At 58.6% G+C, this 19,162-nt stretch carries 28 protein-coding genes and 1 tRNA gene; 9 read left to right on the top strand and 20 right to left on the bottom strand.

Annotated features, from left to right (window positions below; all coding sequences use genetic code 11):
- Positions 1–61 precede the first annotated feature (61 nt).
- Positions 62–136 (top strand) — tRNA-Glu (locus GGD62_RS02750).
- On the opposite strand, the gene GGD62_RS41795 is transcribed toward GGD62_RS02750, so the two are convergent.
- The 3 genes from GGD62_RS41795 to GGD62_RS02735 are packed head-to-tail and all read right to left on the bottom strand — an operon-like array spanning position 96 to position 2,131.
- Complete coding sequence (locus tag GGD62_RS41795) at positions 96–1,226, bottom strand: tyrosine-type recombinase/integrase (protein WP_409333932.1); 1,131 nt, start codon at positions 1,224–1,226, stop codon at positions 96–98. The two genes, GGD62_RS02750 and GGD62_RS41795, sit on opposite strands and share 41 nt — an antisense overlap.
- On the bottom strand, positions 1,189–1,695 hold the full coding sequence (locus GGD62_RS02740; protein ID WP_183706989.1) for a hypothetical protein: 507 nt from the start codon (positions 1,693–1,695) through the stop codon (positions 1,189–1,191). Before GGD62_RS02740 ends, GGD62_RS41795 begins: the two co-directional genes overlap by 38 nt.
- Positions 1,664–2,131, bottom strand: coding sequence for a hypothetical protein (locus tag GGD62_RS02735; RefSeq protein WP_210317715.1), 468 nt, complete (start codon positions 2,129–2,131; stop codon positions 1,664–1,666). The genes GGD62_RS02740 and GGD62_RS02735 overlap by 32 nt, the downstream gene beginning before the upstream one ends.
- Before the next feature lie 140 nt (positions 2,132–2,271).
- Between GGD62_RS02735 and GGD62_RS02730 the strand changes: the two genes are divergently transcribed.
- Both GGD62_RS02730 and GGD62_RS02725 read left to right on the top strand, forming a co-directional pair.
- Complete coding sequence (locus tag GGD62_RS02730; RefSeq protein ID WP_183707580.1) at positions 2,272–2,484, top strand: helix-turn-helix transcriptional regulator; 213 nt, start codon at positions 2,272–2,274, stop codon at positions 2,482–2,484.
- A gap of 296 nt (positions 2,485–2,780) precedes the next feature.
- A complete protein-coding gene (locus GGD62_RS02725; RefSeq protein WP_179739362.1) occupies positions 2,781–2,999 on the top strand; it encodes a DUF6894 family protein in 219 nt (72 codons plus the stop codon).
- 151 nt (positions 3,000–3,150) lie between these two features.
- Here GGD62_RS02725 and GGD62_RS02720 read toward each other — a convergent pair whose 3' ends face one another.
- The 4 genes from GGD62_RS02720 to GGD62_RS02705 all read right to left on the bottom strand — a co-directional run bounded on the left by GGD62_RS02720 (position 3,151) and on the right by GGD62_RS02705 (position 7,315).
- Positions 3,151–3,909 carry an HNH endonuclease gene (locus tag GGD62_RS02720; protein WP_183706987.1) on the bottom strand — a complete coding sequence of 253 codons (759 nt, stop codon included), beginning with the start codon at positions 3,907–3,909 and terminating at the stop codon, positions 3,151–3,153.
- 3 nt (positions 3,910–3,912) lie between these two features.
- Positions 3,913–4,188 carry a hypothetical protein gene (locus GGD62_RS02715; RefSeq protein WP_183706986.1) on the bottom strand — a complete coding sequence of 92 codons (276 nt, stop codon included), beginning with the start codon at positions 4,186–4,188 and terminating at the stop codon, positions 3,913–3,915.
- A gap of 130 nt (positions 4,189–4,318) precedes the next feature.
- Complete coding sequence (locus tag GGD62_RS02710) at positions 4,319–5,098, bottom strand: hypothetical protein (RefSeq protein WP_183706985.1); 780 nt, start codon at positions 5,096–5,098, stop codon at positions 4,319–4,321.
- Positions 5,099–5,209: 111 nt separating this feature from the next.
- Positions 5,210–7,315: a phage tail length tape measure family protein gene (locus GGD62_RS02705; RefSeq protein ID WP_183706984.1), complete on the bottom strand. Its 2,106-nt coding sequence runs from the start codon at positions 7,313–7,315 to the stop codon at positions 5,210–5,212.
- Positions 7,316–7,403: 88 nt separating this feature from the next.
- Here GGD62_RS02705 and GGD62_RS02700 point away from each other — a divergent pair, with 88 nt between their 5' ends.
- Positions 7,404–7,586: a hypothetical protein gene (locus GGD62_RS02700; RefSeq protein WP_183706983.1), complete on the top strand. Its 183-nt coding sequence runs from the start codon at positions 7,404–7,406 to the stop codon at positions 7,584–7,586.
- Positions 7,587–7,599: 13 nt separating this feature from the next.
- Here the strand turns inward: GGD62_RS02700 and GGD62_RS02695 are convergent, their stop codons facing one another.
- From GGD62_RS02695 to GGD62_RS02655, 9 genes are all read right to left on the bottom strand, one after another.
- Positions 7,600–7,764, bottom strand: a complete 165-nt coding sequence (locus tag GGD62_RS02695; protein WP_179736417.1) for a hypothetical protein — start codon at positions 7,762–7,764, stop codon at positions 7,600–7,602.
- A 149-nt stretch (positions 7,765–7,913) separates the two neighbouring features.
- Positions 7,914–8,117 (bottom strand): cold-shock protein, encoded by a 204-nt coding sequence (locus tag GGD62_RS02690; protein ID WP_091956977.1) that lies wholly within the window; start codon positions 8,115–8,117, stop codon positions 7,914–7,916.
- Positions 8,118–8,252: 135 nt separating this feature from the next.
- Positions 8,253–9,656, bottom strand: coding sequence for a hypothetical protein (locus GGD62_RS02685; protein WP_183706982.1), 1,404 nt, complete (start codon positions 9,654–9,656; stop codon positions 8,253–8,255).
- Complete coding sequence (locus tag GGD62_RS02680; protein WP_183706981.1) at positions 9,653–9,871, bottom strand: hypothetical protein; 219 nt, start codon at positions 9,869–9,871, stop codon at positions 9,653–9,655. The genes GGD62_RS02685 and GGD62_RS02680 overlap by 4 nt, the downstream gene beginning before the upstream one ends.
- Before the next feature lie 455 nt (positions 9,872–10,326).
- Entirely contained in the window at positions 10,327–10,530 is a 204-nt protein-coding gene (locus tag GGD62_RS02675) for a hypothetical protein (RefSeq protein WP_183706980.1), read from the bottom strand.
- A 6-nt stretch (positions 10,531–10,536) separates the two neighbouring features.
- Positions 10,537–10,755, bottom strand: coding sequence for a hypothetical protein (locus GGD62_RS02670; protein WP_183706979.1), 219 nt, complete (start codon positions 10,753–10,755; stop codon positions 10,537–10,539).
- Positions 10,752–11,261 carry an HK97 family phage prohead protease gene (locus tag GGD62_RS02665; RefSeq protein WP_183706978.1) on the bottom strand — a complete coding sequence of 170 codons (510 nt, stop codon included), beginning with the start codon at positions 11,259–11,261 and terminating at the stop codon, positions 10,752–10,754. The genes GGD62_RS02670 and GGD62_RS02665 overlap by 4 nt, the downstream gene beginning before the upstream one ends.
- 164 nt (positions 11,262–11,425) lie before the next feature.
- Positions 11,426–12,010 carry a hypothetical protein gene (locus tag GGD62_RS02660; protein WP_183706977.1) on the bottom strand — a complete coding sequence of 195 codons (585 nt, stop codon included), beginning with the start codon at positions 12,008–12,010 and terminating at the stop codon, positions 11,426–11,428.
- A gap of 3 nt (positions 12,011–12,013) precedes the next feature.
- Complete coding sequence (locus tag GGD62_RS02655) at positions 12,014–12,538, bottom strand: hypothetical protein (RefSeq protein WP_183706976.1); 525 nt, start codon at positions 12,536–12,538, stop codon at positions 12,014–12,016.
- A gap of 322 nt (positions 12,539–12,860) precedes the next feature.
- Here GGD62_RS02655 and GGD62_RS02650 point away from each other — a divergent pair, with 322 nt between their 5' ends.
- Positions 12,861–13,112, top strand: a complete 252-nt coding sequence (locus GGD62_RS02650; protein ID WP_179739396.1) for a DUF6894 family protein — start codon at positions 12,861–12,863, stop codon at positions 13,110–13,112.
- A 165-nt stretch (positions 13,113–13,277) separates the two neighbouring features.
- The gene (locus tag GGD62_RS02645) at positions 13,278–13,454 is read left to right on the top strand and encodes a hypothetical protein (RefSeq protein WP_183706975.1); all 177 of its coding nucleotides are present in this window, start codon (positions 13,278–13,280) and stop codon (positions 13,452–13,454) included.
- A 101-nt stretch (positions 13,455–13,555) separates the two neighbouring features.
- Here the strand turns inward: GGD62_RS02645 and GGD62_RS02640 are convergent, their stop codons facing one another.
- On the bottom strand, positions 13,556–14,134 hold the full coding sequence (locus GGD62_RS02640; RefSeq protein ID WP_183706974.1) for a hypothetical protein: 579 nt from the start codon (positions 14,132–14,134) through the stop codon (positions 13,556–13,558).
- A gap of 325 nt (positions 14,135–14,459) precedes the next feature.
- On the opposite strand from GGD62_RS02640, the gene GGD62_RS02635 reads away from it, so the two are divergent.
- Positions 14,460–14,678, top strand: a complete 219-nt coding sequence (locus GGD62_RS02635) for a hypothetical protein (RefSeq protein WP_246799978.1) — start codon at positions 14,460–14,462, stop codon at positions 14,676–14,678.
- Between the two features lie 119 nt (positions 14,679–14,797).
- Here GGD62_RS02635 and GGD62_RS02630 read toward each other — a convergent pair whose 3' ends face one another.
- The 3 genes from GGD62_RS02630 to GGD62_RS02620 all read right to left on the bottom strand — a co-directional run bounded on the left by GGD62_RS02630 (position 14,798) and on the right by GGD62_RS02620 (position 17,137).
- The gene (locus tag GGD62_RS02630) at positions 14,798–15,937 is read right to left on the bottom strand and encodes a hypothetical protein (protein WP_183706973.1); all 1,140 of its coding nucleotides are present in this window, start codon (positions 15,935–15,937) and stop codon (positions 14,798–14,800) included.
- Entirely contained in the window at positions 15,918–16,358 is a 441-nt protein-coding gene (locus GGD62_RS02625) for a hypothetical protein (protein ID WP_183706972.1), read from the bottom strand. The genes GGD62_RS02630 and GGD62_RS02625 overlap by 20 nt, the downstream gene beginning before the upstream one ends.
- A 575-nt stretch (positions 16,359–16,933) precedes the next feature.
- Positions 16,934–17,137 carry a hypothetical protein gene (locus tag GGD62_RS02620; RefSeq protein ID WP_183706971.1) on the bottom strand — a complete coding sequence of 68 codons (204 nt, stop codon included), beginning with the start codon at positions 17,135–17,137 and terminating at the stop codon, positions 16,934–16,936.
- 479 nt (positions 17,138–17,616) lie between these two features.
- Between GGD62_RS02620 and GGD62_RS02615 the strand changes: the two genes are divergently transcribed.
- Together GGD62_RS02615 and GGD62_RS02610 are read left to right on the top strand one after the other, a co-directional pair.
- Positions 17,617–18,255: a hypothetical protein gene (locus GGD62_RS02615; RefSeq protein WP_183706970.1), complete on the top strand. Its 639-nt coding sequence runs from the start codon at positions 17,617–17,619 to the stop codon at positions 18,253–18,255.
- A gap of 215 nt (positions 18,256–18,470) precedes the next feature.
- The gene (locus GGD62_RS02610) at positions 18,471–19,097 is read left to right on the top strand and encodes a pilus assembly protein PilZ (RefSeq protein WP_026202874.1); all 627 of its coding nucleotides are present in this window, start codon (positions 18,471–18,473) and stop codon (positions 19,095–19,097) included.
- Positions 19,098–19,162 lie beyond the last annotated feature (65 nt).

The raw sequence follows: 19,162 nt of genomic DNA, 5'->3' as shown, positions 1-19,162 counted from the left end.
CGCCGGGCCCGACTCGGCCGGCCAGCGGCCGTGCCGGGAACAACGGCAGGGCCCTGCGTTTGCTCCCTTCGTCTATCGGTTAGGACGCCACCCTTTCACGGTGGAGAGAGCGGTTCGATTCCGCTAGGGAGCGCCAAAGCTTCCAACATTTTCAATATGTTAGTATCGATATTGGCTAACCCACTTTGAGGGTTAGCCAAACTATCCATGGCGATTTGTGCCAAGCGCTTCTGACTCACGGCCTTTGTGTAGGTCTCGATCTCAGCCAGGTTGTCGTGACCGGTGATGGCCTGAATCTGGTGCGGGGTGCACCCTGCTTCAGCCAGCCGAACACAGATGGCGTGACGCAGGCCATGGGGCGACGAGTCGGACGGCAGGCCGGCATCGTGGGCAGCGTCGCGGATCCAGTTCGTTGCACCCTTGGCACTACGGTCCCTGCCCCACTTCGTGTGCAGGAAGGTCCGCTGGTTGCGCGGGGTGTCTTTGATGTGGTGCCAGAGCGTCGGGTGGATCGGGATGTTAAGGGTCTTTCGGTGCCGCGACTTGACGGTGGTGATGGTGATCCAACCGTCCCTAACGTGGCTCCAGCCAAGCCGCACAGCGTCGCTGCGGCGCAGGCCGGTATGGATGAATACCTCCAGCCCGAGCCGCTGTGGCGTGCCCTCAGGCCACCGCTTGCGATAGGACTCAACGTCGGCATCCGTCCAAGCTCGGTGCGAGCGCTTAACGTACTTGACGCGCTTGGCCCGCTTGATCGGGTTCTCGGTGAGCATGCCGGCGCCAATGGCATACTCGAATACGATGTGCAGGAGCTTCCGCAGTTCGTTCGCTGCCGCGGGCTTATCGGCCTTTTTATCAATGATGGCGTTGATGTGCTTCGTCTCCAGCTTGGCCAGAGACTTCGTTCCGTGCTCCTTCCGGAAACGCTCCAGGATGCGCCTACGGTTGCTGCGCGAGCTATCGGCTAGTTGCTTGTATTCCGCGCTGCCATAGTAGCCCGCAATCGCCGCTGACACGCTACCGGGCGGGTTGCGGTCCTCTGGCTGGGTATCGGACTGGATGGCCGCAGAAACGCCCTGCGCGGCCCTGTGGTAGGCCTCCCAGAACTGGTAGCTGAACAGCGGTCCAGCCAGCGGAACGCGCTTCTCGCCCGGCTTTCGCAGGTAAATGCGCTCATGGCCGTGGCGATCAGTGTAGACGTGAAGGTGTCTCGGTCTCTTCGTCATGGCCCAGAACGCTGTCCCATTCGTTGTCGTTGACCGGCTGAGGCGCACCATCGAATAGAAGGTCCAGGGCCGCCCGGTCCCAGATGTTCACGCCGAATAGCTCCAGCGGCTTAGGAACGGCACCAGCCAAGACCTGCTTGTCGAAGTGCGTCGGGCTGATGCCCAAATAGCGCGCTGCAGCCGCGCGACGGAGGCCACGCGGCTGCACACGATTGTCGTTGGCGGGAACGGGCAAGAGCGTGCCCCTTGAAAAGATTGCTCTGCGAACCTCGCCGGCCAAAGCCGACGCACAAGCCGCCCGGAAAGCGTGCCACCGATCAGCATACATCGAGGCGACGCGGATCATAGTCAAAACCCGTAATTTTCTTCCGGTGATGGCGAAAAAGGCCCGCCCCAGCCGCCGAGTATCGAGCCATGACTGGCGGCCGAGTTCGGTTTTATAAGCAGGCCAGCTGATAAGCTGCATCAAGCCTTATGCGCTCCTGCTCCAAACGTTCGGCCGGCACGCCCGCACGCATCGCGTAGTCCAAGCAGACACGAACTCGCTCTCGACTGTACGGTGACTTCATTTCCTGAATCGCCTGGCCGACCGCTAAAATCAGGTCAAGCACCTGTTCGCGAATCCTTTCGACTATCCCCGCAAAGTCGCCCTCGGCATCCGCTGAGCCGTCGTAGAATCCAGCGCATGTATCGTAAAAGCGCACCATTTCGTCGATGTTGTCGGGTCCCGGTTCGCTAAGCGACTCCAGCATATAATATGCAGTATCGCGCCGTCCGTCTTTGCGAACCGTGGCAGCCTTGATGAAACCGCCCTTCCTAAAGCCAACAACAAGGCCGAGCGTTGCTCCTCCCAATATGGAGACCAAATCGCCCAACCGCGGCGTTTCACAGTTTGTATATGACATAGAACCCCAAATTCCCCTGCCGTAGCGGAATCGCTACACTGTAACCATAATGAGCTGTATTGCTACGTCAAGTCGTTTTCGCTACGGTGTAGCGGTATTTATTCAGGAGGACTCTTGTGATTTCCGCCTCTCAATCTCGGATGGCTCGGGCCGCGCTTAATCTTGGTGTGAGAGACGTCGCTGAAGCGGCCGGTGTATCCACCAACACCATCACGCGACTCGAACGCGGAGAGGAGTTGTTGCCGAGAACGGTGGCTGACATCCGCGCCGCGTTCGAAGCCGCTGGAGTCATCTTTTTGGAGGATGGACAGTCGACGGACGGTGGACCGGGCGTGAGATTGGCCCAACGTTGACGCTCCGCTGCCCTGCATCTCAATGGCCAAACGGCACACGAAGAGCGGCCCGCCATTTGCAGGGCCGAGCCGTGGCGGATCGGACCCGCCCGGCGACTCTTCGAGAAAAAGAGTGCCGGGCCCTTTATTTGCGCGGCTTGCACAATATTTCGGCGAGCCAACGAAGCCGGTTGCTTGTTTCAGTGATGCGGGTCCTTGGGGCGACACCTCATACGCGAGCCTCGCGCCATCCATCCGCGAGCCCCTGCTGTTAATCCAGCAGGGGCTTTGTCTTCGCATTTGCTCAGGCAAGCCCGATGCCTCTTTTTACCTACAAGCTCATTGATACGCATTTCGTTTCGGACTTTGGAGCGTATGATTTGCCTGGCGAAACGGAAGCCCAAATAGAGGCCATCAAACTCGCTCGTTCGATTCGCGAGACCCGACCAGAACTAATAGGCAAAGGGTACTCGATCTTTGTAATCGATGATGACGACGCCGCCATTTGTGCCATCCCGATCGACATCATTCTATGACTGTCATCCCCTGTAGCGTTGCGCAGCAATAACACTCGTCTATTTAGGTATTTGCACCATCTCGGGATGGGCCGCACCTGTCAAAATTGACAGGGCAGCTTGGCGCTCCCATACATCGGGGCGCGCGCTGGTGACGTCCACCCCAAGCTGCCTACTTTTGGCTCTTTTGCTGTCTACCGCGCCAGTTGCCTGCGTACAGCCCCTGGATAGTCTTCAAGTCCTCTTCGCGCTTCTTTCTGTCCTCCTCAGACTCTGCGCGAAGATCCAGGAACGGCGATCGAGCGTGCTCGCGCAACATTTCGTCTATCTCATGCTGCAGGCGGCTCTGTGTGTCCTGCGCTGTTCGGATCAGAGCCAACACGCGAGCGCGAATATTAGGCGGCAACTGATCCACGCGAACATTGCGCAACGCGAAAATGCCTTGAGCTACCTGGGCATGACAGGCCGTCAGGCGCTGGCGCAGCTCTCGCAGCTTGCGAAGTTGCGCACGATTGAGTGCAACTGCGTGGATTGTGTAATCCCCGGCATTGGACTTTGGACCGAGATTGAGCCCTTTGAGTTCAAAGTGATCGTCAAAAAGTTCTTCATCACAACGAAAGAAGCGGTGCCCAGCGGCGCGTGCAGCAGGAGGCGGAAAGCGATCTCCTTTGTAAAGATTGCACCAATTGCAGCAATACATCAGATTACCGTACTCGTCGGTCAAATCTGGTCGGCCGCTTCGCGGCTCGTAATGATCGATCGTGAAATTGATCGACTGCGCCTCAGCTTCGGTGATTGTGCAGTATGCACAAGAATGGATGAAATCGCGACGGAGATCGAGCGCGTACTCAGTGTATGGCCGCCCCGGCGTTACTGCCGACCGAACGACCATTGCCTGTGGAAGGCCAGATTTCGCCGGAGGCTGAGCCAAGGACTATTTCCGAGAACGTTGCAATTTCGAGTCGTGAATCTGCCGCTCTAGAGCAGATAGCTCGTTCGAGAACTGTTCGTAGCGTGCGACGGCCGTCTCCAAATCGTCCAGCGCCCCGCCCGATCTTGCATCCTCGATGCGGTCTAACGACCAACCCACGTAGGTAAGACGGTTCATCTCCGAGCGGGAAATCGTCCCGTCGAACTTTTTGTCCAAAAGTTGCTGACGCTCGGCTAGCAGGCTTTCAAGTTCTTCGTCAGAAGCGCTGGCGGCATTCAAGCGACCGGCTCGCCGGGCTGCCTGTGCGTAAACGCCGGTATGCGATTCAAACGTGGGCCACGGAACAGCAGTGGAGGAGGAAGACGAATCCTGCGTCCCCGAATCTCTGCTTGCCGTTGACTCAACGAGATCAGACTCTGGCGGTTGTGCCGTCGCGCGCGCGGTCATTGTACTCATCAAACATATTCCCTTCGGCAATGCGCTCAAAGTAGTCTAAAGCGTCCCGTTTGCAATGGGAGAGTAGCGACGAGAAATTGTCTCGGCTAATTTGATTCCCTGCGTTCAGACGACGATGGAAATCAAAAGTAAGATTTAGAAGCTTTTCGGGGTCGTCTTCTTTCACCGCTTGATGCAGGCACTTATCAGTCCACGCATCCGCGCGGTTCAGAACGGTTAAAACATTCACGTTGAAACTATCGGCTTCCCTGCCCCAGGGAGCTGAGATTCGCTTTATAAACTTGTCGACCCCGGGCGGAACGTCTTCTTCGGCCACATGAGTTGTCGTGATGACTCCGACACCGACCAATTTCCTTCCCTGCACCGGCGGCAACATGCAAGCGACCTCAATCAGGCGATCGGATACGTCCTCCAAGAGCTTCGTATAGGGTTTCGGAACCGACAGCATCTCCATTATTGGAGGCCCGCCGCTCACCGGTTTAGCCCGCATCTTATGATGGAAGGTGACGTGGACCCTCGTGTGATCGACCCCTATTTGAAATCCATCCTCGGTACTGATGGTTATATTGAAGGATGCGTGCTGATTGACCGTGAATGTTGGCTTACTCCGGGCGTCAACGAGGCCATCCAGCATCGGAGACAGAGCTTCAATGATAGTGTCACCGGAAAAAAAATGCGGCGTCAGCAAAAAGCCGACCCCGGGCACCGACGCCAACTTGTCACACCAACTCATCTAAGCGAAACTCCCCTCGGGACGGCCTACTATAAACCATGGATTGAATTCCGAAAGAGGCCCACTTGCCCAGGGGACAGCCTTGGGGGACCACCTTTTGGTCTAGCCCCCCTACAACATCCGCCCAGTCCTTGCCCGCTTCACGGTCGCGACAACACGTCCAGGCAGTTCGGCCTCAAGCTGAGCCAGTTGCGCCTGCACCCTTGCCAGGCCGGCCTCATCAGCGCCACGAGCGTCAATGCTGATTGTGACTGGCGCAGAGACGCCACCACCCATCCCGTTGCGCAATACGTCATTCGGAATAACCTGGGCTCCGCGCGGCAAGTTGACCAGCTCGGGACCGTTTTCGCCCACGATGGAAGGGCCACCCGGTGCGAAGTCCGTACCCTTCGCATATTTCGGAAAGAGCTGCGAGCCGACCTGGATGGTGTCCACGGATCCGCCACCGCCGAACAAGCTGCCAATGTTGAACCCGCCGCCACCCGACCCGCCGAACGCTGACGACCAAAGCTGGTCAGCCGCCATCTGGGCTAGCTTGTCGGAAATCTTGGTGAGTGCGTTAACTCCGGCGGACTTCAGGGCGTCCATTGCGGAGGCGCCGTTGCGGATCTGCTGAGTGAAGTCTGTGAAGATGCCGCGAGTGATGTCTTGACCGATGTCACCGATCCGCTGGAGTGCGTACGCACTACGCAATGCGGCTGCCTCCGTGGACTGGAGGGCGGCCGGAACATCGTTGCCGTAGATGCTCTTGAGCTGGCTGGCAATAGCAACATCTTCAGGCGTCAGAAATGCGGTCTTTACAGCGAAATCGGTTCTTGACGCGATGTTCGCGCGAGCCAATTTGTCAGCGGCGTCGCCCGCGGCGATAGAGACCTTCTCAATTTGAGCCGCAACATCAGGGGCGACTTTGCCGAATGCCTGTTGCGCGGCCTCAGTGAGTTTGTATTGAGTTTCGAGCCGCGTAAGCTCGCCTACGCCTTTGCCAACGGCTTCAAGGTCGCCACCGAGGCCAGCGGTTCTCTTGTTGGTCGAGTTAATCGTGCTCTGAAACTGTTTTACCGCCTGCTCTTGGGCCTTGGCAGCATCCTCAGCGGCTTTCTTGCGCTCGTTCGTAGAGAGGATCGACAATTGGTCGTTTCTTACGCGCGCGACGGCCAAGCGCTCCTCTGTGCTACCTGCTTTCTCCAGTGCATCGGTGTAATTTTTCATAATCTTCTGGCGATCGGTCAAGTCTGGCGAGACCGTCCCGGCCAGGGTTTTCATCGCTTTGGCAAAGGCCTCGCCCTGTTCTGCCGCGGCCAAAGCTTCAGCGCCGAAACCGCGCAGTGACTTCTGAGCGCTCTGGAGCGCAAGATCGATTTTGTTGGTGCTGTCGCTCATATCGAGGAGCGACTGACCAAGTTTTCGGACGTTCTGATCAGCCGAGCTGTCGACGACGTTGGAAACGGCCTCCCGGAACGCCCTGACATCAGGCTTGCCGGCCTTCACGGAGGCATTGAAATCATCAATTGCCTTTCGGAATGGAGCGAACTTGTCGGCCGCCTCGGCAAGGGGTCGCCCTAGATCGTCTACGAACTGCGCCATCGGCACCGCCGCCGAAAGCGCAGACTGCGAAAGTCGCTCTAGCTCCTTTTGAAGGCTATCAGTGGACAAGCTGAGCAATGTCTTGAAGACGGAGATACTTCCCTTGCTGAGAGTATCAACACCTTTGCCAGCTTCGCCGTAAGCATCCTTGAGCGATGCGATAAGTTCACCGTGCACTTTCAAGCGATCGTCAAGGTCACCAACGCCGCCAAGCGCCTTGCCGATGTACTGAGCCGCTGCACCGCCAAGCGCGATCACGCCGATCGTCGCTAGAGATGTCGGGGAAATCAGAGACTTAAAGGCCGCGCCAAGCAGGCTGACGGCGCCAGTTGCGCCGCCTGGCCCCAGGACTTGGCTGATTTGCGTGCCTTGCTGCAGGGCAACAGTAAACGGCGACTGGCCGCCCTGAAGCTGAACCGCAATGTCCTGAAACTGGGCAGCAAGATTAGCGGTCTGAAATTTTGCAGCGCCGAGCGACTTCGTGACGTCGTCAATCTTCTTGGGCGCCTTGGTGAAGGCTTCGGCCAAGCTGTTGTCGACCGTTCCAATTTGCCCTACCAACTTGTCGAGCTGACGTTGCATCGCTCGCGTGTCGGCCGAAATCGATAGAATTAGTTGTTCGTTATCAGCCAATTGGCTCTCCGAAATTGATTTTCAATGATTGTTGCGCATCGCGCGCCATGTGCTAAACGGCGCCTTCAACATCGAAGGAGCGCCGGTCTTGGCCAAGAAGACGAAGAAGCCTGTTCGCCGTGAGTGGACCAAGGAAGATATCAAAGAATTGAAGGCACACTCGAAAGCGCGGACACCGGTTGTCAAAATCGCTAAGATGACTAAGCGGACTGAGGGCGCGCTACGTCAGAAGGCTATCGTGCTGGGAATCGGGCTCGGACATCAGCGCTGATAGATCAATAAGCTCACCCCTCACGCTTATCGCTTGTGCTGGCGCCTTCGGCCAGCTTCATCCAATCAGCTGCAAGCCTCAACCAGGCTTCCTTATCCGGTCGTTTAATCGCCCTTTCGGCCAAGCGGCGGCATTCCTCAGCTTCGATTCGATAGCGGTCCGCTTCCTGCTCGCTCATCCTTCGACTCCCCAGCGAACCAACGCAGGATGGCCGATGACAGCATCGGAGGAAATGCGACGATAGGCCCATTAAGAGCAGGCCGGAGAGTTGGAACCGACGCGGGCCGCGACGAAGCCGCGAACCCGTTGGATCGGAAGGTAAGCGGATCAACCGACTCGTAAATTTTCCGCTGAGTCCTTGCCGCGATTGTTCACGACGTCAAAGCTGACTTTGGCGCCCTCGGCAAGAGAGCTAAAACCAGCCTTCTCGACTGCCGAGATGTGAACGAAGACGTCCTTGCCGCCGGAGTCCGGCTGAATGAACCCATAACCCTTTGTCGGGTTGAACCACTTAACTGTACCCATAGCCACTTTGAATTCTCCATTTCTAAAAGGCAAAGCTAGTGCTCGAATTTAGACGAAAGAAAGGCTAGCGCCCGCGCCGGCACCAGCGGCGCCGGTTGCTGCTCGAAAACAGGCAAAGCCAGCCTCATAGGAGCAGCGCCCTTATCCGACTACAGTGGTATGGGTCACGCCATAAGACGCACTGGCCGTTCCGCCGCCCAAAGCACGCAGGCCGAAATCCGAATAGTGATAACCCTCTGAGCTTGCGTTTACGTTGCAGGTCGCGGAAACGGGACAACGGAACGACGTGCCGCCTGGGTTGACGTCGACCTGCCCGCCGACAGTGACGCCGTCCAGCATGTTCATCAGGCCAACGGCGCCGTTGTTCACGGAATTGGTGACAATGCCGTAGGTGATCAGTTGCAGCAGCTCACCGGCCCAGCAAAGATACTCAACCTTCGAGACCGCTTTTTCGACATAAGAACCAGTTGAGGTCTCTGTCGACGTCCCATCGAGCGCGCCAGCCAATGAGCGTCGGTCACGGTTGAACCATGAGATTACAAAACGTTGCGTAGCACTGTCGGCCCAAGCCGGCCCCGTGACTACCCTGGCCATGCCGACGAGCGAACGCGCATCGTCGCCGCTCTTAATTTCGGTACCTTCGTTGCCACTGGTGGTCGACGTTGCGTGCGCGGTCGTCGATGCTTCAAGCGCGTTGACCACGCCGCCCGACTGCGTCGCATAAATAAAATAGCTCGTCCCCGGGGTGAGGCCGGTAGGCGCCAGCGACACGCCCGCATTCGGAACTGTGCAGACCTGGCCGTTGATTCTGATCGCGTTGCCGTTGAACTGTTGCAGGACAAGATTCGACCCGGATTTGACAAGCTTGCATTGTCCCGTCGCGCCCGCCCCCGCTGGTCCAGTCGCGCCAGTCGCACCATTGGAGCCAGCCGCACCCGTGTCGCCTTTGCTCGCGAGCAATTGCCAATAGGTCGTGTTCGGTGCGGTGTGCCCAGCGCTCGGAGTTTCGTTGATGTAGATATAGGACGATCCCGACGTCGTCTGGACATCGCCGTAGGAATAGACCGTGGCGTTATCGTAATCGCCTGTGAGGTTGAATCCTTTGTAGATACCCAAAAACGTCCAGACGCCCGCGACCCGCTCCCATGTCTTTCCGGTGGTTGGCTGGAACGCGAACTGCCCGTCGTCTCCAAGCGACGGATCAGGCACAGTCTCGTCAATGTCGACGAAAACAAAATAGCCGGACGTGTTGAAGGCCGCGACAAGCTGGCTCACCGTCGCCATTGCTTCGGCGCCGGCAAAGCGCTGCGGCGATACTTGCCAGATCGTATAGGCAACGCCACTCTGATTGCCGCCGCCCCACGGCGGAATTACCAAATGCGTCGCATCAGTCACATCCGAAATGATAGACTGAAAATTGCCGATCTGAAGAATGTCGCCGGGTTTGACGTTGCCGCCCGACCAGATAGTTCCGGAGCCGGTGACGGTCGTTCCGCCTGCGGATATGGAGGCTGTGCCGGTGGAGTATGAATTAAGTGCGGTCATTGGTTCACTTTCGGTTCGACACGTTCAGCCGCTTCATCGATCCGGATGAGCTGACCATTGATTGTTTGCCAGACTTGCCAGGACTCCGTGCCGGCCGGTTTGAAAACGAACCCGTCGACTACGCCCTGCGGCGGGGCGGTCAGGTCGTGAGATTTATCTTCCATGTCTGTCATCCTCTGTTTGCTGAGGTTTGGCGCGTCAATCGAGCAGGTCATCGGTCTCCTCCTCAGGCGCCCACGACACCTTGCTCGCATCAGTGGGCGTCATTCCCATCGAACCGAGACACAGCCTCAGTAGCCCCATTGCCTGAACGCCCACGTCTTGGCCTGAAGCAAGGCGCGCTCGTACGACGCTGGCAATCTCGACTAGGCCGCGGTGCGAATAATTGAGCCATGGCGCCTCAGCTTCGAACGTCTGCCATGCCGTTGTTTGTGCCGGCGTCATCCACTTCGGCGGTTTGCCTAGCGGCGCTGCGGTAGGTTCGTTGCGATGGAGGTGGCGCTCAGGGTGGATGATGTCACTGCCCTGAACTAGGGCCTTGGCCCTCGGCAGTCGTGGTCTGGCCAAAATTGACCCTCAACTTTTAAAACGGAGAAGCGCGTGAAACGGGGGGCCGCCGGTAGCTAGCGGCGAGGCCTGGAAACCCGCTCCACACCCCTCCCCACGGCCACTAGCCCGCGCTGATCGTCAACACGCCGCTGTTCGACCACAGCTGACCAGCGACATTGGGATTCGCGGTCGGCAGCCCGGTGACGATCAACTTGCCAGCTGCGTTGACGGAGAACGTGGCATTGCCGATTTGAATGCTTCCACCAGCGACGACGGTCATCTTGTCGCCGCCACTTTCGTGGTAGACCTTAGTTGCGTAGCTCATTGTACCTCACCAAACTTTCAGAATATCCACCACGCGCCCTTGATCGTCGCGCACGCATTCGAACCGATCGCCTGCGCGCATCTCAAACGGGCCTTGCCACTCTGGGCGACGGCGCGTCGCGTCCAAGTTGTTCGCATGAATTTGCACGGTGCTGCAGTCATCGAGTTCGGCAATGCCGCGGCGACGGCTGCGGTCCCATGAGTGCACCAGGCCGTTGATTGTCATTTCAAAATACCTCGCTTTCGTTGTGCTGCTTCAATACGGCGGCGTGCTGCATCGTTGTTACTAAGTGCTCGGCTGATCTGAGCTGAGGTGTCCTTGCCGTAGGCACCCCACAGAACGAGACTGATCTCGTAGAGCTTTGCTTCTGTGATCAATCGTTTTGGAATATCAGCACTATCGTCCCACTCCTCAACGACCGGAGTGAAGGAGACGCTTACCTCGTTGATCGTGCCGTTGCCGACTGTTGCTAGGGCTTCCTGACCGAGCGGCGCATCGGGATTGGGTCTTAGCGAGTAGTAGAGCCCGATGTTGTCGGACCGCAGCGACAGCGTACCGTTCGAAATTTTCCCCAGAGGCCTGCTTGGATCATGCGACCAGAGCGCGGCAACATCTGGATTTTTGGCGAGATGCTTATCGAACGCACCGCGTGCAAAGCGCTCCTCGAAGAGTCCCGCGATGATCGCCGGCCGGTTCCACGAGATTGCGTAACCTGAAATCGATTCAGCCATTACGCCGCGTCGCCCGCAATTTCTTCTCGCGCTTGGCTTGGATCAGCTTGCGCGCAATAACGGCTGGCGAATCCGCGCATTCGGAGTGGCGGCTCTCGCCAGGGAGTTTGACACTGCGACGGACCGGCTTTCGATCCGCGACGTCGGAGGTGCGCTCGGAGCCCTTAGACATTGTGTGCCTCCTTCACTTCCTTGAGGAAGTAGAACACCTTGCCTTCGCGCCTATCGCCCATGAAAAACGGATGAACCGGCCGCAGATAATCCTTGCGAACGTCTTCAGCGTCGAACTGATCAAGTAGTTCATCATGGCTCTGCCGAGCCGCTTCAAGCGCCTTTGCAGCCTCGCACAGCGCACCGAGGCGGCGCCGGTACTCGGGCATCACAGCACTACACACAAGCTTTGAAGCTGCATTGCGCGCCTCATCCGTGCGGCGGCGTAGGATCTCGATCGCGGCCTCGATGTTTGCCATCTCGGTCGAGACTTCGCGCAGCTGCCGCGATAATTCGACGATGCTGCCTTCCGTGGCGTCACCCAACAATTCGGCTACAGCGGGCGCAAGTCGCTTACCGCCGGCAGCTTTAGCCGCTTCGATCTCGCGACGCAGTTTTGCGCGCTTGACGTTCAGCGCTCCGTACTGCTCATCGAGCGACTGTCGTTTGACGATCAGGTCAGCGTACGCGTTGTCTGCTTCGGCGAGCGAAGGAATGCGATACGGCTCGGTAGCCGCGGGCTTTTTCAAAGGTGCCAAAATCTATTCTCCAAAAAGCTCGTCCAGCGCGTCTGCAAGCGCCACGACATTGATAGTGATTGATTTGTGATGGCCGTTAGTCTGCCAGTGAGCACAGTGCACACCCGGCTGACTGAAGCGCTTAACGGCACCGATAGGCCTATGAATGGCTACAGCTCGCCAATTGCACGAAACCTCGATCTTTGAGGCACGCGCATCTCCAACAGAGGACCGGGCATCCTCAACCAGGATAGAAACGGCAATGGGTGCATTCGGAATCGCTGACAGCGCATCGACTAAGCTCGTGCCTCCAGGGGTCATCTGGTGATAAGACCGAACCGCGTCCGGCGCCTCATGCAGGGTGACGTCGCAAGCCAGCGCAATAACGAGGTCGAGCACGTTATCCTCGTCCAATTCCGGCGAAACGCCCGGTGCGCCGATCGGCATGAGGTCGGCTTCTTGCAGTCGCCGGGCGATGCCGGCGCTCCGACTTCGCGGGAAATCAAGATGGCGCTCGATGCTATCGAGCACGTTATTCAAGCTGGCCACGGGGCCATTCTCCATCATTAAGAATTGCGATTGATCGGGCAAATAAAAAGCCGACTGGCGGCTTCACGGCGTTAGGCCGGAAAAAGAGGTGCGCCGGGATCGAACCGGCGCTGAAGTTTGCACGTCACGTCGGGGCAGAAAATCTGCCGCTAAGGGCGAAAGAGTTTGGGAGCCTTGCGAGCGTACACGCCCTAGCCTTCACGATTGAAGAGTCCCTGAGGGAGTGCACGAAACGGCTAATTTTGAGTAATCGCCTCCAACTACGCCGCTTTCGCCAGCGCTCAGCGGTAGGAACGCTCGACGCAACGCAACGTTGATGTGCATGCGCTTCTATTTCGACTATCAAGATCACGCCGGCACCATCCTCGACGACAACGGTGAGGAGCTTCCTGATCTCGCGGCTGCGCGTGATGCCGCGATGAGATACCTAGCCGAGGGAATACGGGACCATAGCCCTTCGGGATTGACCGACAAGCTTTCCGTCCACGTAAGGACAAAAGAATCGCCGGTCATGACCGTATCCGCAACCGTTGAGGTGGTCGCCGCGCCGTCCCGTGGCAGCAATCTCTCCTAAGGCGGCCGACCAGGGTGCGAGTTCACCAGGCAATGGGTGCCTAAAGTTTGGTCCAGACAGCGTCATCGGCTCAGTGCTAGCTTTCGGCATCATCGCGTGGTCCGTGGCCTCTATTGGTGACGGAGAGCCGAAATGCTCCCGCCTCCTAAGGAATGGAGACGGTTGATGGAAAACGGCGACAGACCTTTTTCGAAGACTGAGCTGGCACTCGTGGAGCGCCTCAGGCAAGCCGCGCGTGAGGACATGGATGGTCTCGAAATCCTCAAGCTCATCGAACAAATTGAGGATGAGATCAGACGACGGGGCTTTTCAGTCCCGGGAGGAGTAGACAGCTGCCCCTAGACGGAGTGAACGCACGGCGCTTAAGAAACTGCGCCAAAAGCTGAACTGAGCTTACTGCCCTGAGGAGTGAGCGGAAGTGAACGTCGGGTTTCTGGCTAAGACTAAGCCGCCGCCCTCGCACTGCCCTCAATAGCCGCGTTCAGCGCAGCGACGGCCGCACGAACCTCCTTGCCGGCCATCCTGGCGGCATATTGACCGCCAAAGCCGAGATATTCGCCTATTTCGGACAGAGTGTTGTCACCTGCCGCCATGTCAAGGATACTGGTGGCCTTGTGCCCCAGCGTGCCGCGCAGCTTCTCGGTGTCTAGGGCACGCGCCAACTCGGCCTGCGCGTCGGGCATCTCAGCGTCGAACTGTTCTGTATCCGCCTTGTCGCTTTTCCGCTGGCGGACCTTGCCGAACTCTGCATCTGGACTGGACCATTGGTGCCCGTTCCATACCTTGACCAACTTGTTTCCAACCCAACGTGCCCGCTTGTTCTTAACTGCCCAAATCAGCTGCTTCGCGCTAACGTCGACCAGCTCGCGGTCCATATTCGGAGCCATGGGCTGCTCGCCGGCCTCTGCGTCGTCCTCGGGCTCGTTGTCGTTCGCAGCCACGCGCGGCGGCTCGTTGAGCGTGCGCCAGAGCCGGAGGCCCATGAAGGTCGTTTCATCCTTCTCCCGCTTGGCCCAGGTCACGCACGGGGGCTGCTCGTGGTGTGGGGCATGTGTGGCCGGCGCCGACGCCAGCCAGGCGCGGCGGGCTGCTAGGTCAGTGAAGTCGCTGGCCTGGATAGGGCCATTGTCGTTTACGTGGTGCATTGATTTCTTTCGCAACGTGACGTTCTGGCCATTTGCTGGCTCTTGGCGTGGCCGGTTACCGGCTGCACACATTCGGAGTTCACTTTAGAACCAAGGTGCTTTGTGCTAGTTTGCCCCCATCACCGGCCGAGGCTCTGCCCGTAGGCGTCGGTGGCTGAGAGACCGATAGCGCTCCCGCCTGCACAGGACAGGGAGGACCGCTATGTCGGATCGTTCGATGCACCTTCGCCACTTGGAGCAAGCAGAACGACACATTGCTCAAGGCGAGCGGCACATTGCCAGCCAAGAGCAGATTGTGGAGGACATGACGCGCCTCGGGCAAGACACGATACAGGCGCGGCAGCTCCTGGAGAACTTCTACTTGAGTCAGACGCAGCACATTTCGCACCGCGACAGAATTCTCAGAGAGTTGGAGGAATAGGCTGTTCTGCGCGGCCTGGTGTGATTTTCTTGAAACTTACGGGATGACGCGTGCAAGGGGGCCGCCGGTAGCTAGTGGCGAAGGTGGCCGGGATTGCGGTGGCCCCCGACCCGTCAGGGTCACGCTGCTTCGGTTACATGGGTGGAGTCGCCCGTTCCAGGGCTTGCCACCAACAGGCGAAACTCCAGCGAGTCATCTGGCATCAACCTAAACCGCACGCGGGCACCGACAGCACCATCCTCGCCGCCGCATGCCTCAGTAAGTGCGGCTGTGTCCCGGGCCCCCAGTAGCCAGCGCCGCAGCGCTGGGCCCTCACCGTGGAACACCGCTTGAAGCGCCGCTCCACCATCATCAAGCGATTCACCGGATACAACCGTGAATTCCCTCCATGGCTCAGGTCGTGGCCGACAGAACGCTTTCGGGCCTTCGCGGTTGGTGCTCATGGCGACCTCCTTCCCAACCAGCCGCTCTGGTTCACCATCGATACCCATTGCGGATTCAAGGCTGTCGTAATCGTCGCTATCGACGTGGCAGCGAAGCGTGAACTTTCCGCCGCGCTGACTGCGCAGGTGTGCCAACAACGTGTCATACTCATCTTCCGATTGCCCCTTCGCGCCGACGTACTCAGCATGCGTAATACGCCAAACCGCATAACCTGGAGGCGGGCCTGTTGGGGCGGTGGTAACTCTAGTAAGTTCCCTCCCGCCCACGCGCGGGCCGTCAGGCCCCGCGCTCCCCGTAGGGGGCGGGATATCTATTTCTTTAGAAATAGGTTTGGGTGCCAACGTGGCACTTTGGGAAATTGAAAAATTTGGCACTTTGGGAAGTGCAGTTTTGGCACTTTGGGACTTGCGTCTTAGCGGTCTATCGAATGGCAGCGTCACCGGCGTTGCGAGCCAATCCAAGGTGTGCCTGCCGCCGTTGAGCAAGCGGAATTCATCAGAGCCGCGATAGCCGAACGGCAGGTCATAGCGGGTAGACCACGTCTCGGTGCCACGCCTGCCACCCTTGCGGACAATCGAGACGCGCCGGGTTTTCAACAATAGTTTGCGCCCGCGCTTCACTGAACGGAGCGAGGTGTCCATCTTCTGTGTGATGAAGTTATCCGAACACTCGGCGTAACCATTATCCCAATTATAACTCGCAATGATTTTCCGGTAGAGCTTGCGCGCTGCATCGGTGAGACGACCGTCCCCGTCTGCATCGTCGCCGAGGCGCCGCAACGCCAGTTCCGCAGGCTTACGCCGCCCTATTTTCAAGCTTCTGCTCCCGCTTCGGATAGGCGGGAGGAACGAACTCAGTATTCGCCCGCAACGCCTTGGCTTGCGCCTCGCACCGGGCCTTGTGCCACGTGCGATACGCCTCAGCGTGTTCCTGGATTTTTGCGATGTAGATCGGCGCGCCGTCTACGGTGTGCCCTGCGCAAGAGACAAAATCGTTTTCAAGCAATTCGCGAATTGCTTTTGCAACCGTGCGCGGGCTGCACCCGATTGCCTTGGCAAGATTGTTATGACCGACTCTGGAGCCGCCAAATTGCAGTGTCGCGTTCGCCAACTTCGAGGCGAGCCGAATAGACGTGCCCATTTTAACTGTATGAAGAACTGCGCCATCGAATGCGTTGGCAAGCGCCGCCTGGCGCTCAGTCTCACAATGTGAATCCCTGAACTGCTCAAGAGTCATTATTGCCTCTGTCGACGTTCGGTTGCGGTGTCATCATCACAACAAATACGTAATTCCACGAAAAATGGGGGCATCCGGTAAACACACCGCCATTGCCAATTAGTGCAACTCCCGAGCCCTCCCACTAAATGGGCACCCCAAAATCTGCGGGAGCTAGGAAGCCAGCGCTGGCCCGGTAAAGAGCTGGTCGCGAAAATGTGCCCATGACAAATGTGGTTGGCGCCGGGACGAAGTGTAAAGTTGAGGCGCGAGGAAAGGGCGGCGCAGGCGATCGGCAGTCTTACTTCTAGGTGTTCCGCTTATAAATACACGCAAGTGGAACAAATGCTGACCTATTATCATCGACTTTGTTCTTATCCGGAGAACTACGGGCCCCCGGGGCTTTGTTCTCCGGCCGGAGAACTACGGGCCGCCAATTGAGGCGGCTTTACCTTGTCAAAAAGTACAGGAAGAAGCCCGCCACGATGGCCAGCCAAATCAGCGACAGGCGGTAGTAGAGAAGGTCTCGGTCACCCACCCACCCCTCCTCCAGAGTCGGGCGGGATAAGCACCAAAGTGCACGCTTGTTCCGTAGTTTATTTGGGCGGTTGCAGACCGGGCGAGCTGATCCAGTCGTTGATGCGAGCGCCGGTCTCCGCGACGCTGGCCCGCTTAAGTAGGTCCTCCCGCTCTCTGCCGGCCGGCAACCGGTTGGCTCGTTCTTTGAGCTTGGCAGCCTGTTCGGCCATCCGCTCTTCAAGGGAGAGAGTTTGTTTCACCCTGCGACGGCGTTCTGTCATTGGCGATCCTCCCGCGCCTCTTCGGCAAAATAACGCTTCCGAAAGGGAGCGGTTCGACTGGCCCGCGTACGCCCCTCTCCAGTTCCGGCTTTGATGTTGTGGGTGTGCTTTGGGCCTATAGGGACGGTGCTAGGTTTCAACTTTGCCCTTTTCGGCGCCCGTTCGTTTCATCCGCCGTCGCTAGCCGGTCGGGTTGCCAAAAGTGGAATTTCGTCAACAATTACAGTGGACGAATTGTCGGCTAACCGACCGACTAAGTCGTTGAGAATACCCAGAAAGGTTGTTCCGCTAGGGAGCGCCAGTGCACGCGACGGCGATAGATGGCGCCGCAATGGGCCGCCACGACAGCTCGTCCGCAAGTTCCGCCGCCTTCGCATGAACCTCCGCGCTGCTCGCCACCGACCAATGTCAGTTGGAACCGGTCCAGGCCCATGGCGCAGCGTGACCCCCAGATAGAAAGTTCGTCCGGCGCGTCTGCAATGACGCCGGGCCTTCCGCTATGGCTGGGCCATCCCCGCCAGCATCCATCGGACCGGCGCGCCAAAATGCTGGAGCACATGGCGCGCGACAGATCGCTGTCGCAGCGTCACGCAGATTCTGCGCCGGCGGCGCTCGTGCCGTCAGGCAGCAGCGCCAAGAACGCAATCAGCGATATTCTCGGCGACGTCATCGGCCACGTAATCCTGTTCGGTATCCTCGCCCTGCTCTTCCAGTCGCGCATTCCGCTCTATCTCGGTGCGTTCGTCGTCCTGACCGACGGCGAGCGCATCGAAAGCGCGCTGGCAGCGATAGGTATCCGCCTTGAGCCCGAAACGATCGGCCCCGACATCGTCAAGCGCTCGGCATTCTGGTTCGGCTGGTTCGCGTTGCTCGCCGCCTTGAAAGGCTCCGTCCCCGCCTGGCTCGCGCCATGGATGCCGCCGGCCGAGACTTGGTCTTTCATCGCCGGCATCGCCCTCCTGCTCGCCGTCGTCGAAGCCTTCACGGCGCTGGCCATGCGGCGCGCGTTGCCGCCGCTGGGATTGGAGATCAGCCCGAACGGACTGGTCTGGACGACGATCCAGTTCGCGATGGCCATGGGCTCGCTGGCTTTGCTGGTGATGTTCGGATCTCTCTAGCCGCCGCGGCGCGTCGTTGCTTGACTGCGCCATCAATGACGATGTTGTGAGACGGCCTGCAGCATAACGGGTCCTTATGCCGCGCTTTCAGCCGGGCGAGCGAGGCGCACATTTACCGGAAATTTACCCCTGCTCCTGCGCGCTAGTATCATTTGCTTAGAATTTGACCGCTACCGTGGAATTACGGAAGCAATCCCGAACATCATTGGCACCTCATGTCCGTCGCAGAGTTCCTCAGGCAGCGTGCAGTGGACGTCACGGTCAGCGGCAGCTACTCGCTGCCCCGCTGGTATGATTGCGAGGGCAAGCTGCGCAGCTTCGCCTGCCGCACCAAGCGCGTCTCGCCCTTCCGCATGATCGTGGACGTGCCCGTCGTCGGCAAGGTCGGCGAGCGCCTCACATCCTACTTCCAGGATTTCGGCGAATTCCAGTGCACTATCAGCGCGACGCTGAAATCGGGCTTCCTGATGGAGCTCGACATGACGCGGGCGCGGCGCGCCTGGATGTCGGAAAAGCTGACCTGGCTCGAGAAGAAGCAGAAGGATGCCAGCGTCCAGGAGCTGCGGAACGACGCGCGTTTCGTACCGCAGGTCTCGCACACGTTCCTGACGCTCGCCAACGGCAGCAGCCATCCGTGCTTCATCATCGACGTCTCCACGGCTGGCGTCGCGATCTCCTGCGAATACGATCCGCCGGTCGGAACCCCGCTAGCGGTCGGCGCCTGCGTCGGGCGCGTGATCCGCAAGTTCGAGCACGGGTTTGCGGTCAAATTCGCCGAAAAACAGTCACGCGATGACCTCGTCCGCCTGATCGTCCGCACGCCCTTGCTGCAGTCGGCCTGAAGCCGGCCCGATCAATCTTAACTCTTTTTTAACTAAATACTGGAGAAGGCGACCCCTGCGCGGTA

The sequence above is a fragment of the Bradyrhizobium sp. ERR14 genome (assembly GCF_014198235.1).
Taxonomy (GTDB): domain Bacteria; phylum Pseudomonadota; class Alphaproteobacteria; order Rhizobiales; family Xanthobacteraceae; genus Bradyrhizobium.
The sequence above is the reverse complement of the archived record's forward strand: the minus strand, read 5'-3'. Positions and strand labels throughout refer to the sequence as shown.